14 protein-coding genes are annotated in these 14,316 nt (G+C 45.4%); 7 read left to right on the top strand and 7 right to left on the bottom strand.

Features of this window, described 5'->3' with window-relative positions; genetic code table 11:
* Window positions 1-171: 171 nt before the first annotated feature.
* Both IFU39_RS11295 and IFU39_RS11290 read left to right on the top strand, forming a co-directional pair.
* Window positions 172-936 carry a helix-turn-helix transcriptional regulator gene (locus tag IFU39_RS11295; protein WP_105601015.1) on the top strand — a complete coding sequence of 255 codons (765 nt, stop codon included), beginning with the start codon at window positions 172-174 and terminating at the stop codon, window positions 934-936.
* A 129-nt stretch (window positions 937-1,065) separates the two neighbouring features.
* Window positions 1,066-1,578 carry a GNAT family N-acetyltransferase gene (locus IFU39_RS11290; protein ID WP_091015906.1) on the top strand — a complete coding sequence of 171 codons (513 nt, stop codon included), beginning with the start codon at window positions 1,066-1,068 and terminating at the stop codon, window positions 1,576-1,578.
* Window positions 1,579-1,770: 192 nt separating this feature from the next.
* Here the strand turns inward: IFU39_RS11290 and IFU39_RS11285 are convergent, their stop codons facing one another.
* Entirely contained in the window at window positions 1,771-2,814 is a 1,044-nt protein-coding gene (locus IFU39_RS11285; protein ID WP_192132654.1) for a 2,3-butanediol dehydrogenase, read from the bottom strand.
* A 116-nt stretch (window positions 2,815-2,930) separates the two neighbouring features.
* On the opposite strand from IFU39_RS11285, the gene IFU39_RS11280 reads away from it, so the two are divergent.
* Complete coding sequence (locus tag IFU39_RS11280; RefSeq protein ID WP_091015910.1) at window positions 2,931-3,842, top strand: LysR family transcriptional regulator; 912 nt, start codon at window positions 2,931-2,933, stop codon at window positions 3,840-3,842.
* A gap of 114 nt (window positions 3,843-3,956) precedes the next feature.
* On the opposite strand, the gene IFU39_RS11275 is transcribed toward IFU39_RS11280, so the two are convergent.
* Entirely contained in the window at window positions 3,957-5,711 is a 1,755-nt protein-coding gene (locus IFU39_RS11275; RefSeq protein ID WP_091015912.1) for a methyl-accepting chemotaxis protein, read from the bottom strand.
* Window positions 5,712-6,082: 371 nt separating this feature from the next.
* On the opposite strand from IFU39_RS11275, the gene IFU39_RS11270 reads away from it, so the two are divergent.
* Window positions 6,083-6,712: a TetR/AcrR family transcriptional regulator gene (locus IFU39_RS11270; protein ID WP_091015914.1), complete on the top strand. Its 630-nt coding sequence runs from the start codon at window positions 6,083-6,085 to the stop codon at window positions 6,710-6,712.
* The gene (locus tag IFU39_RS11265) at window positions 6,709-7,683 is read left to right on the top strand and encodes an alpha/beta hydrolase (RefSeq protein WP_091015915.1); all 975 of its coding nucleotides are present in this window, start codon (window positions 6,709-6,711) and stop codon (window positions 7,681-7,683) included. Before IFU39_RS11270 ends, IFU39_RS11265 begins: the two co-directional genes overlap by 4 nt.
* A 103-nt stretch (window positions 7,684-7,786) precedes the next feature.
* On the opposite strand, the gene IFU39_RS11260 is transcribed toward IFU39_RS11265, so the two are convergent.
* The 3 genes from IFU39_RS11260 to IFU39_RS11250 form a co-directional block, all read right to left on the bottom strand.
* Window positions 7,787-9,139 carry an amino acid permease gene (locus IFU39_RS11260; protein ID WP_143786512.1) on the bottom strand — a complete coding sequence of 451 codons (1,353 nt, stop codon included), beginning with the start codon at window positions 9,137-9,139 and terminating at the stop codon, window positions 7,787-7,789.
* A 135-nt stretch (window positions 9,140-9,274) separates the two neighbouring features.
* Entirely contained in the window at window positions 9,275-9,556 is a 282-nt protein-coding gene (locus IFU39_RS11255) for a hypothetical protein (protein ID WP_105601025.1), read from the bottom strand.
* A 155-nt stretch (window positions 9,557-9,711) separates the two neighbouring features.
* On the bottom strand, window positions 9,712-10,167 hold the full coding sequence (locus IFU39_RS11250; protein ID WP_192132652.1) for a GNAT family N-acetyltransferase: 456 nt from the start codon (window positions 10,165-10,167) through the stop codon (window positions 9,712-9,714).
* Between the two features lie 181 nt (window positions 10,168-10,348).
* On the opposite strand from IFU39_RS11250, the gene IFU39_RS11245 reads away from it, so the two are divergent.
* Together IFU39_RS11245 and IFU39_RS11240 are read left to right on the top strand one after the other, a co-directional pair.
* Window positions 10,349-10,924, top strand: a complete 576-nt coding sequence (locus IFU39_RS11245; protein WP_192132649.1) for a GNAT family N-acetyltransferase — start codon at window positions 10,349-10,351, stop codon at window positions 10,922-10,924.
* Window positions 10,921-11,268: a DUF1801 domain-containing protein gene (locus IFU39_RS11240; protein WP_192132647.1), complete on the top strand. Its 348-nt coding sequence runs from the start codon at window positions 10,921-10,923 to the stop codon at window positions 11,266-11,268. Before IFU39_RS11245 ends, IFU39_RS11240 begins: the two co-directional genes overlap by 4 nt.
* Before the next feature lie 161 nt (window positions 11,269-11,429).
* Here the strand turns inward: IFU39_RS11240 and IFU39_RS11235 are convergent, their stop codons facing one another.
* Together IFU39_RS11235 and IFU39_RS11230 are read right to left on the bottom strand one after the other, a co-directional pair.
* On the bottom strand, window positions 11,430-12,734 hold the full coding sequence (locus IFU39_RS11235; RefSeq protein WP_192132645.1) for a DUF1963 domain-containing protein: 1,305 nt from the start codon (window positions 12,732-12,734) through the stop codon (window positions 11,430-11,432).
* A gap of 117 nt (window positions 12,735-12,851) precedes the next feature.
* Window positions 12,852-14,030, bottom strand: coding sequence for an alanyl-tRNA editing protein (locus IFU39_RS11230; protein ID WP_192132643.1), 1,179 nt, complete (start codon window positions 14,028-14,030; stop codon window positions 12,852-12,854).
* Between the last annotated feature and the right edge of the window lie 286 nt (window positions 14,031-14,316).

Here is a 14,316-nt window from a genome sequence, read left to right as displayed (position 1 = left end):
TTAGTTCAACTTATATAGATATCCATTCATTCTTAAGGGGTAAAATCCGTGTTCTGTTCCATATGTCCAATACTCAACAATCCACTTCAGAGCTTGAATATCCCCATATTATCAAATAAAATATAATTACATCAGACTCATAATCCAAGAAAAGGTGGATAAATCCGTCCTATGCAAAAGCCACTGGAACATTACCTGTGCGGCAAGTTCATATCCGAAGGCAACTGGAGCCACATGAGACGCAGCATGCCTGTGCATGAGATCATTTTGATGCTGGAAGGTGAGATGTACATCGCGGAAGAAGAGGAACAATATGTAGTTCGTGCCAACGATCTGTTGTTTCTGCGCGCGGGTCGCACCCACTATGGCTACCAAATCAGCGACGCCCCCGTCAGCTTCTACTGGGTTCACTATGATGCCATGTTGGCAGATTTCAACCAGTTTAGGACACATGCCACCATTCAGGTACCTTCCATGGCCAATCAGTTGTTTAAGCAGCTGCTGCATGTGTCATCCTTCTCACCGGAGGAAGCCGACGCTGCATTGCTATTGTTGTTCAGAGAACTGGAGCGTAATATAGAGGCCGATTATCGCCCGCACAATGCAATTGTGGACCATATCTGCAAGTGGGTCGATATTCATCTGCATACAAACATCACGGTGAGTCAGATTGCAGAAAATTTTAATTTTAACAAAGACTATATTTCCAAAATGGTGAAGCGCGAGAAAGGTACTGGACTCAAAACCTATATCCTCACCGAACGTATTCGCCGGGCGAAACAGCTGCTGCTGAACACCAATGCCAGTGTAAAAGAAATTGCCGGACAGTGCGGCTTCTCCGACTACAAACTATTCCTGCGCATGTTCAAGCAATACGAAGGCAATACGCCAACCGAATATCGCAATCATCTGTATTCCACACAGCTCAATCGCTGATATGCTTTGATCTATAGAAATGACTGAGTTTACTATAGAATATTTGAATCAATCGGATTGAATCCGTTATGGTAAAATGCAAGAAAACGATATTCCAAACTTAACCCATAAGAGAAGGGGAATTATTAGATGACAACGGCTGCCGTTACGATTCATCCTGCCACAGAAACGGACCATCCAGAGATTGTAGATATCCTTATTGCAAGTTACGCCGAGTATCGGGAGACTTTTGAGCAAAATGAACGCTGGGAGGCCTACCTAAAAGATATTCGAGAGTCTGTGGTTAATCCGTACCTGACACAATTATGGATCGCCAAGATTGATGATCAGATTGTCGGTACAGTCCAATTATTCGAAACAGCGCGCAAGGCTTATCCAGACTTTGAATTACCAATCGATTATCCGTTTATTCGGCTGTTAGGTGTTGATCCAAAATGGAGAGGTCATGGAATCGCCAGAGAATTGCTCCAGCAATGCGTGGAATCTGCCAAGAACATGGGCAAAAATACGGTGTATTTATATACAGGCGGTCAGATGGTCAACGCCATCCGTTTATATGAGCGTTTCGGATTTACAGAGGATGAGGAATTCAGCTCCGAGAGTAGCGGGGGTAAGGCGATCTGCTACCGATATGACTCCTAGTCGACGGTAAAAGTAATCTGAGAGCCGCGATCAGCGGAATATGATTGATGAAGAGTAGCTAGTGAAAGATGCGTGTTCTACTTGAATAACGCGAAAAAGACCATTCATACGGATGAACGGTCTTTTTCGCGATCTAAAACTTATACTTCAATTACGTTGATATGAAAATCTATCTTCGTTAGCGAACGGTTTTTAGTCGCCAATCTCCACCAAAATCTTCGCATGGCTCTTGTCGGTCATTAACAGCTCAAGTCCTTCCTGCACGATGTCGTCCAGTTTGATTTTTTTGGTGATGACCTGTTTCACATCGAGCGATCCTTCCGCAATCAATGAAATCACTTCAGGGAAAATGTGGCGATAGGCCAGCGTTGCTGTCAGGTTCGCTTCTTTGACCAGAAGATCGAAGAAGTTCACTTGAAGCGGGTTCGGAATTGCTGCGATGACAACAACTTCTCCACCTTTTTTGACAACCGCAATGGCGCTATCCATCGTTGGCTGCACACCCGCTGCTTCATAGGCCACATCAATGCCGCCCGATTGTTGCAAGATCACCTCGGTTGCATTGACTTTGGCACTGTTTACCGGAATGGCTCCCAGCTTGGTTGCCAAGTCCAAACGTTCCTCAAATACATCGACTGCATAGATTTCAGAGGCTCCTGCTGCTTTGGCAGACAGAATCGTCAATAATCCAATTGGACCGGCTCCATATACGGCTACCTTATTCCCCACTTTCAGCTTGCTATGACGAACCGCGTGAAAGGCTACTGCCGTAGGCTCAACGAGCGCGCCTTCTTCGAAAGTTACGTTATCCGGTATGGGATGAACCATGTAGGATTCAACAACAACATACTCCGCAAAACCACCATCACCATTCAGTCCAACGAATCCAAATTGAGTACACTGGTTATAACGCCCCTGGATACAGTACTCACATGTTCCACAATGGTACAACGGCTCTACCACGACTCGATCCCCTACACTGATACCGCTTACATTACTCCCCAATTCACTCACGGTTCCTGCAAATTCATGACCTAATGTCAGCGGCGCTTTCTGTCCTGAGAGCGGATGATTCTCACCTTCTTGAATGCCCACACCATGATGATAGGCATGCAAGTCACTGCCGCAGATCCCTGCATATTCCACTTTGATTTTGACCTGACCCGCTTGAGCAACCGGAACCTCCCGTTCTTCCACACGCACGTCTTTATGGGCATACCATACTGCTGCTTTCATGAAGTTCATCCCCTTTATATGATTGTCTATATATTATATCGCTGTTCATGTATTATTCATATTTATAGATACTAATGTTAACATTAGTTGTATTAATGCTAAACGGAGATGAAATCATGAATCTGGAACAGCTCGAATATGTCGTTGAAATTGCAAAAACGCAATCATTCTCCGCCGCCTCGGAGCATCTGCATGTTACACAATCGGCGATCAGCCAATCGGTACATCGTCTGGAAAAAGAATTGGGTATTATCCTGTTCGAACGCTCTCGGCAAGGAACTCATCCCACTCCCGAAGGCAAACAATTCATTGCCAAGGCACTGGACATTTTGCAGCGGATTGATGAATTGAAATCCCTGAACGCAGAAACCTCCTCTCTTAGCGGAGAGCTTCATGTGGCTACTTTTCCAAGTGTCATGCCCTATCTTGTCCAGTCTGCTGCAGATATGAAGCGTGAGCACTCCCAACTTAACATCTCGATTGAAGAGAAAGGGTCCATGGAAATTATCGAGGATATTCGGAGTAACAAAACCCATCTGGGCTTTATCGCGATCTATGCCAAACAATTGCGGGAATTCGATGGACTTCACTTCAGTCCCATGTACTCGGGCAAGCTGGTAGTTGGTACTCATCACCTGTCTGAACTTGCCAAACACAGCCGTGTTTCACCTGATCAATTAAAAGAACACAAGCTGGCACTCTATCGAGATGGTTTCATCGAAGACTTCATCAGGGAATTCACTTATGATCATGGATCTCTGTCCATTCTGTTTAAAACAAATAATTCAGAAGCCATCAACATGGTGTTACGAAACGATATTGCCGCCACGATTGGTCACGACTTTTCCTTTTACCAAAATCCATTATGGAAGGAAGGTCTGGTGAAGATGGTAGAGATCACTGGAATCGATCAACCGAAAATGCAAATTGGCTTCGTACAGACGGAGTCCAAGGAGTCCGCCGTAGCTGCAGAACGATTCGCCCAACGCTTCAGACAGGCGATAGAGCTGGATCATTTAAAAGTTTAAATCTAAAAAAGTGCTCCTCCCTTTGAAGGAAGTTTGGGATGAACACCAACTTCTCCAAGAGCGGAACACTTTTCTGACTACCTCTTGCGTTACTATTACTACACCTTACTCAAACTATACTTTAACTTTGCGTACGGCTTCGCTCATCTCGTTCGTCTGCTGCTCCAGTATGGTGGAGGTCTGCGCCACCCTGTTGAACATGGCCGATTGTTCACGCATTAAGCGATAGATTTCATCCGAATGATCCGATACTCCGGCTGAGATCTGCGAGATCGTATTGACAGAGGCTGCAGCCTCTTCCGAACCTGCCGAGATTTCCTCTGCCGCAGCGGAGACTTCCTGAATGCGACTGGTCACCAGTTGGAACGCATCAACCACATGGGCGAAAGCTTGCTCCGCTTCTGCGGTAATTGTAACCCCTTGTCCAATCTCGGTTGCAGTAACCCCCATCTGTGAGCCAATCTGCTGTGATTCTTGTTGAATACGAAGCAGCAAGTCGGAAATCCGTTCCATGGATGTGCTTGAGGCCTCAGCAAGCTTCCGAACTTCATCCGCCACAACCGCAAAACCTTTGCCATGTTCTCCTGCATGTGCTGCCTCTATGGATGCATTAAGCGCAAGCAGCTTCGTCTGACTCGCAAAATCACGAACCGTGTGCAGGGCACCACCAATTTCCTGGGAGTAGTTGTTCAGCACCTGAACCATCGCTACAACTTCACTTGAGACATGTGAGATGCTCTCCATCTGTGTTTTCATCAGTGTCATGCTCTGTTTACCTGACTCCGCCGTAGAAAGCGCACTTGTTGCCGCATCCGATACAACCATCGAGGATTCGGAGATATCCGTAATACCTTTTGCAATCTCTTCCATCGCATGCGCGCTATCGCTCGCACCCTGCTTCTGCGTATGTGCCCCTTGTCTAATCTGTTCGACAGATTGGTCAACCGTCTTGCCCATCTCAAGCATCTCTTCGGTACTGCGATTAAATTCCTTCGTTGATTCCGATAAAATATTGGTGGTTACCGCCACGCCTTCAACCATGTTACTCACGATCTTGTTCAAGTTGCCGGACATATGTATCATCGCTTGATATGTGGTTCCAATCTCATCTTTGCTTTTCAGACGATACGACGTCAAAATTTTGTTGGCTTCTGCAAGCTCACCCTGTGCCATTTTTTCCACACTCGCCTTAAGCGGTTGAAGTGGCCGCAGTCCCCTCACGATAAACCACATGACAACGGCAATGCCTATAAGTGTAATTAAAAGCAGCAAAGCATAAAAAGGAATACTCGACTTCATAATATCTGACTCAATGCTTCCGATCACCGATACCGCCGTATCGATACCAATGACACCTGTTACAGCGCCGTTACTATCGAGCAAAGGAGCATAAGAGGAAATATAGTCGCCATACTCCTCGTTGTTAATGATTGAAGAACTGGCTGTTTGCCCCTGCAACAGCTTCTGTACAGCCTCCTGAGGGACATCCGTCACTTCATTAATCGGTGAGGCTTTATCTGCATCCTTCATGCCGTCCACCATAATAAGTGGCGTACCTTTGTCATCTATTTTGACGAAATACACATACATGGCCCCGATACTTACGCGAAAATCATCCAGCTCATCACGAATCTTCAAGAACGCGTCATTCTCCTTGGGATTCTTGGCAAACTCGGCATAAGATGCGGTATCCAGCTGATTCACATAACTCTGAGCAATCTGGATATTGTAACTCGATATGGCCTCCTGCGCAGCCAGCTTCATATTGGCCACCTGTAACAGCATGCTGCCAACAGCTATAATCGTCATGGCCAGTGTAACGACTGCAACAATGCGTACAACCAAACGTTTCCTAAAAAAACCGATCATCCGCTCCTCTTCCTCTCCCGTGAACCCAAGCCTTTTTGACTAGGCGATACCCAAAAAACACATGCTTGAAGCACTAAGTATGGGAAAATAGTAAACGAATATGTCGAATTAGGCAAGAAAATATTGGGTTATCATAAAAACGCTATCATGGATGTGGTAGATTTGTTAGCAGAAACTACATCTAGGCATAATTTTAGTTTTTTTCCCAACAGAACCTGCAATATATACCTTTGTCTTGTAACCACTTCTAGTTAAAATCCTTTCAGCAAATGAATGGACAACTTACTATTGCCATAAGGAATTAATTCAGTTATATTATTAATTAATTGATCAGTTAATTAATTAATTGTAATGATGAGAGGAGAATTCATTTGGCCAGACCGGTTAATGAGGAAAAGAGACTCGAGCGGCGTAAACGAATCCTAAAAGAAGCCGTGATCCTGTTTGCCGAAGGCGGATATTCCAATACCACAACGGCTATTATTGCAAAAACTGCAGGAGTAACTTCCGGAACCATCTTTCAATACTTCCCAAGCAAAGAAGCTCTGTTCCATGCCGCTGTACTTGAACCGCTTGATGATATTCAGAAGAAATCACTTGCTTCTCTACAACAAAAAGGAACACCAGGTACGCTGATAAAAAACATGGTAGAAGAACAATTCAGTCATATTTACTTCTATACCAATGAGCTGCGACTTGTTCAATCTGTCTTGGGGCAACGAACCCGATTTCCCGAACTTACACAGAAGGTTCTTGAAAGCATTAAAATAATGACCGATACGATTGAATCTGTCTATACAAAGGGACAAGCCATGGGGGAGTTCAACAAAAACTTCTCTCCAGCGATGATCTCTCGAAGTTATATCTCTTTTTTGAATGGAGTAGCTTTAACTCTCGGAGATGACATCCTTCATCATCCTGAGTGGGAGAATCTGAAGGGACATGCCTTTTATCTGTTTGCACCCATACAACACGAAGAAACACTGGAGGAATCTCAATGAGTCAATCATCTTTACCCCCTGTTCTGACCTTTAAAGGTCGTATGAAGAAACACAAGAAACTATTATGGGGCCTGGGGATAGCACTTGTGCTTATTGTCTCTCTTGTATTCTTTGTATCCTATAAAGTAGTAGACACGTTATTACACCATCCACGAGATACCAATGTCAGCTACGAGTTGAATATGGAGAAAACACCTTACGAAGAAGTCGAATTCAAGAGTATGAAAAATGATAATACGATTCGAGGAACTTTCTTTCCAGCGAGTATATCTTCAGGCACAGCAAGTAACAAAACAATTATTGTCGTGCATGGATATACGAGTAATCGTTTAGTCAAAGGTCGTACTCCCAAGTTGGTAGAACATTTCGTTCCAAAGGGGTATAACGTACTGGCCTTTGATCTCAGCTCACAGGGTAAGTCCGATGGGAATTTGATTACGCTGGGACTACATGAGAAATACGATTTACTTGGGGCTGTAGACTATCTAAAATCCAGAGATCATGCGGGAGACCATATTGGAGTTATCGGCTTCTCTATGGGGGCTGCTACTTCTCTACTGGCCACAAGTGAAAGTGATGATATCCAGGCTGTAATTGCAGATAGTCCATTTCGTAATGCCGGTTTATTTCTGAGAGAGGGCCTGCCATTCTTCTCAGGTTTACCTGCATTCCCTTTCAGTTATACATCGACATGGATGGCGGATTGGGTCTTTAACGTTGATCTCGATTCCGTATCACCCATGGACGCGGTTAAAAAGATGCAAGACAAGCCCGTTATGCTCATTCACGGTACTGGGGATCAGCAAATAAGTTATAAAAATACAGAAAAGATCTATGAGTCCTTAAAAAATAATCCCAATGCAGAAGTATGGTATCCTCAAAATACGGAACACATTGATGCGATTAATCATTATCCTACTGATTATTTCCAAAGAGTAGATCACTTTATGGATAAGTATGTAGGACAATAAATTGAATACCAAAAGACTATTAACACAAAGAACATCCCGGCTCGAATACCACCGCCGGGATGTTCTTTGTTACGTATTATCGTACATCTATATATTACAAATACTAAACGGTCCGTCCATTCATCTTTCTGAATCGAATCAGGGACCAGATGATCAGCACCGCGAGCACGGCAAGACAGATGCTAATGCTGAACCGATTACCCTCATCAAACACAAACATCACCGCAATCACACTGAGACATAGTACCACGACTCCGGTTATATAAGGGAATCCCCAAACTTTGAAGGTCGGTTGAACCGGATATTTCTTCCGCAGTTTCAACTGGGATGAGGCAATACAGATCCACACAAGAATCACGACAAACCCCGGAACTGCGAGCAATACACGGAACAGTTGATCCTGCGCGAACAGGCCAAGCAAGGAACCTCCGAGCAAAACTACTGAGCACACCAGAAGTGTGTTAATAGGGCTACCGTTGCGATTCGTCTTTGACAATGCCTTCGGAGCTTCCCCGCCCACTGCCATGGAGTGCATCATCCGGGATGCACCATAGATCCCTGAATTTGCAGCAGACAGAACTGCCGTCACCAAAATGAAGTTCATTATGTGTGCTGCTCCCGGCAGTCCCGTGGAGGCGAGCACCTGTACAAACGGACTGCTCTCCGGCCCAATTTCATTCCATGGGATAAGACCACAGATGATGAGAATTGGCAAGGTGAAGAACAGAATAATTCTGAGCATGAAATTGCCCACGATTTTGGGCATCACTTTTTCTGCATTCTCCGTCTCGGTCAGGGTCAGACCAATCAGCTCCGATCCCCCATAAGAGAACATGACCACAAGCAGTGCCGAGAAAATCGATGACCATCCGTTCGGGAAGAACCCGCCTGCTTGCGTATAATTTTGCAGATATGGAGTGTTATCACTTGGGATAATGCCAAAGATCAACCCGGCACCCAGGAAGATAAAAATAATGATCATGGCAATTTTGATTCCGGCCAGCCAAAACTCAAATTCCCCGAACACACCTACACTTAACAGATTAACGAGTATAATGAACGCCGCACAAGCCAGACTCAGCATCCACAGCGGTACTTCCGTGAACCAATACTGCAAAAAGCTCCCGGCAGCAATCACCTCAATGACACATACCGATAACCACAGAAAGCAATACATCCATCCCATAACAAAGGATACTCGGCTACCAAATGCCTCCTGCACGAAATCTTTCATATTTTTGTTCTTGTACACCGTAGCCATCTCTGCCATCGCGGCCATAACAACCAACAGCAATAATCCAGCAAAAATGTACGTGACAATCACGCCCGGACCTGCGAGTCCGATCGTCTCTGCACTGCCTTTGAAAATCCCTGTTCCAATGACACCACCCATAGCCATAAAACTGATGTGTCTTGGTTTAAGCTTCTTCTGTAGTGTTCCTTCTGTCTGAGCCAATTCAAATCCTCCTGATGTAAAAAACGTCTGTACTGCTGTCTTGTTTCATAGACATAATGTCCAGTATACCCTATTGTTCATCAATCAGCCCAGTAGTTCCTTATGGCCAATTCATCCCAAGCATACGGACATAATCTATGTTTTATACCCCACAATTGCATGAAGCAATCTGTATACAACCCAGCTGATCAAACTATACCCTGCCCCATAGATGAACCAAGCGCCTATGTTACTACCCAATGTTGAAAGATCACTCGCGATATACAACAAAGGCAACATAAAAGAAATAACTAGCGCTACCCAGAGTCTAAACCATTTGGCAAAATAACTGCCTACTCCAAGCACCACAGCAATTATAGGACATAACACCAAGACGGCAAACAGCGGATTCATCTGATCCAACCACCAATATATCATCCACGGCTCCCTCCACCCTTTTCATAGCATGGTCCATGTTACATCATTGCGTGTATTCTACTCCTTTTCCAACTTTAAAAATGTACGATATGTTGCAAAAATAAAAAACCAGTATCCTGTAAAAAACAGAATACTGGTTTCTCACGTAAATCCATTTAGATTGTTTTCGTCATAAATGCGCTGTTTGGGTCCAATGTATAATCCGCGAATGGTTCGCAATATTTGAATCCGAAGTCTTCGTACAACTTCCGTGCCGGAATAAACGAATCCATGGAGCCCGTCTCCAGACTGACTCGCTTATAACCACGTTCTACAGCAACGTCCATAATGTGGGCCAAAATTTTTCTTGCTACGCCTTTTCTCAGATGAGCCGAAGCGGTACGCATCGATTTCAATTCTGCATGCGCTGGATCAAGTTCTTTGATGGCCCCGCAACCGAGCAAGTCTTCCCCTTCCCACGCACACCAGAATGTAATTTCAGGTTTCTTAAGCCCATCCAGATTCAACGCATGAATACTCTCCGGAGGCGAATCCGCTGCCATCCCTTGCAAGTGCTCTGCAATTAATGTCTTCACTTGTACTCCAGTTAAATCATCCACTTTGATCTCCAAAACGTATCACTCCTGCCGACATTTTTATTGGTTCTATCACTGAATGTATATCGATTAACTCATATTACTACCGTGTTAGGTTTTATGACAAGAGGTTACTTATATCCACTGAAATACGCTATTGTGATTCACCTATAATTTCCAGTATGATGAGGCTATCAGATGCCAAAAGGAGACCCCTATGACACTAACTACGGACAACCTGTTTTATAGCAAACGATTAAAAATGACTCCCCCACGTCCTGAAGACGTGCAGACCATGCTGCAATGGAACGAAGATCCGGAGTACCTTCGGAATGTGGATACTGATCTTGCCATTCCCTATTCAGAGAAACAGTTGGAAGATGAGGGCGAAACGAAGAACAAGGAAGTTTACTTCAGACTGCGCACGCATGAAGAGGATACGCTGATTGGTTTTGTCGTCATTCATAGCATTGAATGGAACAACCGCTGCGGACAACTTGCCATTGGCATCGGACTTGCCAAACATCGCAACAAGGGATATGGCACGGAAGCGTTGAATCTTATTTTACGATATGCATTCCATGAGATGAATCTGGACCGGGTTGGTCTCGATGTCATCGCCTACAACGCCAAAGCGATTCGCTCCTATGAGAAGGCTGGTTTTCAGTTGGAAGGACGGGCACGTTCCGCTGTATATCGTGATGGCAAGCGTTACGACCGCTTGATGATGGGAATCCTGAGACCAGAATGGGAAACACACAGTCAGATCCATACGGAGGGTGAACAAGTATGACCAAAAATGCAGAAGTTACTGCGTTTATTGAACAGATTCAGATCCCCTGGCAAATACAAGTCGCTGAACAATTGCGACAGTTGGTCCATGATACCATCCCTGACGTACAGGAACGTGTGCAATACAAGAAACCTCATTTTTTGAAAAACGGTAAGTACGCTGCGGTCATCTCTCCATCCAAACAAGCCGTGTCCTTCACCATCTTTCATGCAACTGGACTTGATCTACCCGATGGGATATTTGAAGGCTCGGAAGAACGCAAAACGATCAAGCTCAAGGAAAAAGATACACCGGATTATGAATGGTTGGCTGGACTGCTGAAGCAGGCATCTGCGGACTTGTAGGAAAATCTGACGTACATTATAAAGGCATCCCATGAAGTTCAAGAACTTACGGGATGCCCCTTTGCTATTGTTTGCTGCGACTGTCATTCCAACCCTAACAGCGGTGTAATATTACTAATAAGATGATTGCTAATAATAGCTTTTAATCATAGCTTCCACCATCAAGATTGCTGGTACGATACGGCGGTCATCTGACACGGCTCACATATGAACATGTAATACATACCCTCACCATACTCCTCAACTTCACCCCAATCCAGTTGTGCTACAGCCTTCATTCTCATGGAACAGCATGGACACGTTGGATACTCGGCATCCTGGACCCATCCCGGATGACCACCGACCTGAGATAACGATGGCTCCATCGCCCACTCACTGGCATGGAATGCATGACGTGATGCATCCGCAATCCGAAACTGCCGGCCCACATCCGGTGCAAGTTTACCATAGTCATCCAAGTCCATCTCTTCTGCTCCCACAGGCATCACGTTATGTGAACTCCATAACGGCTCCCCTCCTGCGTCCAGCTCCATGTAAACCACACCATAACTGCTGCATATCACGCAAGTCTGGAACTGAAGTCGCTCGGCATGCCAAGACACGTCCCGCAGTGCCGGATGCTTAACATCCAGATTAATTAAGGTCGTTAACGCACCACCACACCATGGACAGCAATTGTTGCTAGGAGTTAGCATCGAGAGCAAACCTCCGGCTATTGCCACGTTAGTTGCTTCACTCTCTTTTACTTTATAGAGTGAATAACTTGGGGTAGTGAATAATTCCCTGCGCTGCCCGTCTTTTGTAAGCTCCCAACCCGCTTCAGTGGTGTAATGCTCAGGTGCCACGTACAATTCGCTCGCCCAGGATGGCGGAGACTGTCTCCACTGCCTGAACTGCTGCACGACAACATCATCCCCGATATGAGCCAGCATGAGCAAAATATGGTTCCTATTCTCATCATCGGTGTTTACCTGCTGCAAGAGATGATCTCGCACTTCAGTCGAGGCACTTTTAACCAAAATGGCAGGATAATAAATCTTCTGTTCCAGCAGCTCAGGAATTTCGGCAGTTAACGATATATCATGGTAGCAGACCAGATATACCAGAATGTCTTTGGCCATATCTTCATCACCTGTACGAATCCGTTGCATCGCATAATCCTTCATCTGATCTTGTTGCTCTACAGACAAAGACAGATACACCTGTTCTTTAGATTCTTCATACGGCACGTAGCGAATTAGCGGATCGCGAACCTGAGGTTCGTGCATAATTTTCAAAATTCCCACCGGGTCTGTGATGCCCGCATACAAGTTTACGTCACGCCGATTCGCTTCAATGTATCTCTGGCGCTCCTCTCGCTCCATCTCCTGCTTGCAAGGCATGCAATACCCACCCGTTTTCGCCACTGTTGTAGGTAAAATGGTATTTGTACACCCTTCCCGTATACACGGAATTCGTTCTGTCATTTTTCCACCTCCTAAAATCCATGGAAAACACGCCACAATGTGACGTGTCTACTCCTTACTCCATATTTCTTCAATGCTACCTATCTCGTATTCGTATCTGGAAAATACAAATCAGGATCAGTGATGTCCCAGCTGATCCTTGGTGAATTCGTAAAAGGCAAGTGCATCTTCACTGCTGACAAAGCCTGCCTGAGCCATCTTTTCACTGCCGCCACCTTTGCCATTGTAGGCTCCAAGATTGCCTTTGAAGAAAGGTCCACAAGCCCATTCAGGCGGCTGTCCGTTCTGTGCCAGAACAACTTTGGCCTCTGAGATACTGGCAAAGAGTACAAGGCCTTCATGGTCTGCCGTCAGCTTGGTGGCAAGGCTCTGCATATCCTTGAGCGATTTGTCTTCAAAGACCTGAGCAATCACCAGCCCCTGCCGGGCGGCCAGAAGTTCCTCCGCATAATAGGCATCGTTCGTTGTTTTCACTGCATTCAGCTCGGTTTGCAGCTGTTTTTGCTCCAGCTCCATTTTCTCAATGCGCTCCAACAATTCGTCCTTGCTGGTCTTCAATTTAACCATGATGCTATTGAGCACGTTTTGTGTGGATGTGAATTCATTCAGCGCTCTTGTTCCACATTTGAAATAAATGCGGGTGCCGCCTTTCACTTTTTCAGTTTTCAGCAGTTTGATGATCCCAATCTCACCCGTCGCCGACACATGCGTTCCGCCGCAGGCGTTATACTCCACACCCTCGATCTCGACGATACGAATGTCTTCCGTTACCGTAGGCTGCTTCACCAGTGGCAATTGTGCTGCCTCTTCTGCTGTAACCCAGGACGTGTTGATGCGAGCGTTACGATAGATCTGGCGATTCACTTCTTGTTCAATGGCGGTCAATTGATTCGCTCCCAGTTCAGGCGCAGCCACATCAATCGTGTCATACTCCGTTCCAAGATGGAAACTGAGCGTCATGGCTTCAGTCAGCTTCAGAGTGATTGCCGATAACAAATGCTGACCCGTATGCTGCTGCATATGATCGAATCTGCGCTCCCAGTCAATCTCACAATGTACCTCAGTCTGTTCAGGGGCGCGTTCCAGCTTATGCCACACCTCGCCATCTTCAATGTTCACATCCAGAACTGCGATGCCACCAATTTGTCCCAGATCACAAGGTTGTCCGCCACCATGCGGGTAAAAAGCAGTCTCCGCCAGTGTGACATATATACCATCTTCCTTGTCCACTCTGCCTGTAACCGTTGTATGCCAATCTCTTGTATAAGCAGAGTCATAATAGATTTTTTGCGTCATTGAATCATCCCGATCCCTTCTCGTTCAAATGGTTTTTTACCGATCTGCACCTAACCTCCAGATTACACTATCTGGAACTGCGAATCCAATTTAAGGCACACAAGACCGCTCCTCCATATCAAAAAGACCACTCTGTAAGCCAAGCTACAGAGCGGTCCCCTTACTTATATCCACGTTTAATGTAACGTTGGATATGGTTTGACCCATGATTACACCGGAATGGAGATTGCAGTTATATTACTTATTACAGACACAAGAGCGAAGCAGACAGAAAGGACCTGAAGAA

Source organism: Paenibacillus sp. CFBP 13594, assembly GCF_014842675.1.
Taxonomy (GTDB): Bacteria; Bacillota; Bacilli; order Paenibacillales; family Paenibacillaceae; genus Paenibacillus; species Paenibacillus amylolyticus_B.
This window is presented reverse-complemented; position numbering and strand designations above follow the sequence as displayed.

Excerpts from the sequence above, each read along its gene's own strand:
- IFU39_RS11295 (WP_105601015.1), top strand. The coding sequence starts at position 172 with ATGCAAAAGCCACTGGAACATTACCTGTGCGGCAAGTTCATATCCGAA.
- IFU39_RS11290 (WP_091015906.1), top strand. The coding sequence starts at position 1,066 with ATGACAACGGCTGCCGTTACGATTCATCCTGCCACAGAAACGGACCAT.
- IFU39_RS11285 (WP_192132654.1), bottom strand. The coding sequence starts at position 2,814 with ATGAAAGCAGCAGTATGGTATGCCCATAAAGACGTGCGTGTGGAAGAA.
- IFU39_RS11280 (WP_091015910.1), top strand. The coding sequence starts at position 2,931 with ATGAATCTGGAACAGCTCGAATATGTCGTTGAAATTGCAAAAACGCAA.
- IFU39_RS11275 (WP_091015912.1), bottom strand. The coding sequence starts at position 5,711 with ATGATCGGTTTTTTTAGGAAACGTTTGGTTGTACGCATTGTTGCAGTC.
- IFU39_RS11265 (WP_091015915.1), top strand. The coding sequence starts at position 6,709 with ATGAGTCAATCATCTTTACCCCCTGTTCTGACCTTTAAAGGTCGTATG.
- IFU39_RS11255 (WP_105601025.1), bottom strand. The coding sequence starts at position 9,556 with ATGATATATTGGTGGTTGGATCAGATGAATCCGCTGTTTGCCGTCTTG.
- IFU39_RS11245 (WP_192132649.1), top strand. The coding sequence starts at position 10,349 with ATGACACTAACTACGGACAACCTGTTTTATAGCAAACGATTAAAAATG.
- IFU39_RS11240 (WP_192132647.1), top strand. The coding sequence starts at position 10,921 with ATGACCAAAAATGCAGAAGTTACTGCGTTTATTGAACAGATTCAGATC.
- IFU39_RS11235 (WP_192132645.1), bottom strand. The coding sequence starts at position 12,734 with ATGACAGAACGAATTCCGTGTATACGGGAAGGGTGTACAAATACCATT.
- IFU39_RS11230 (WP_192132643.1), bottom strand. The coding sequence starts at position 14,030 with ATGACGCAAAAAATCTATTATGACTCTGCTTATACAAGAGATTGGCAT.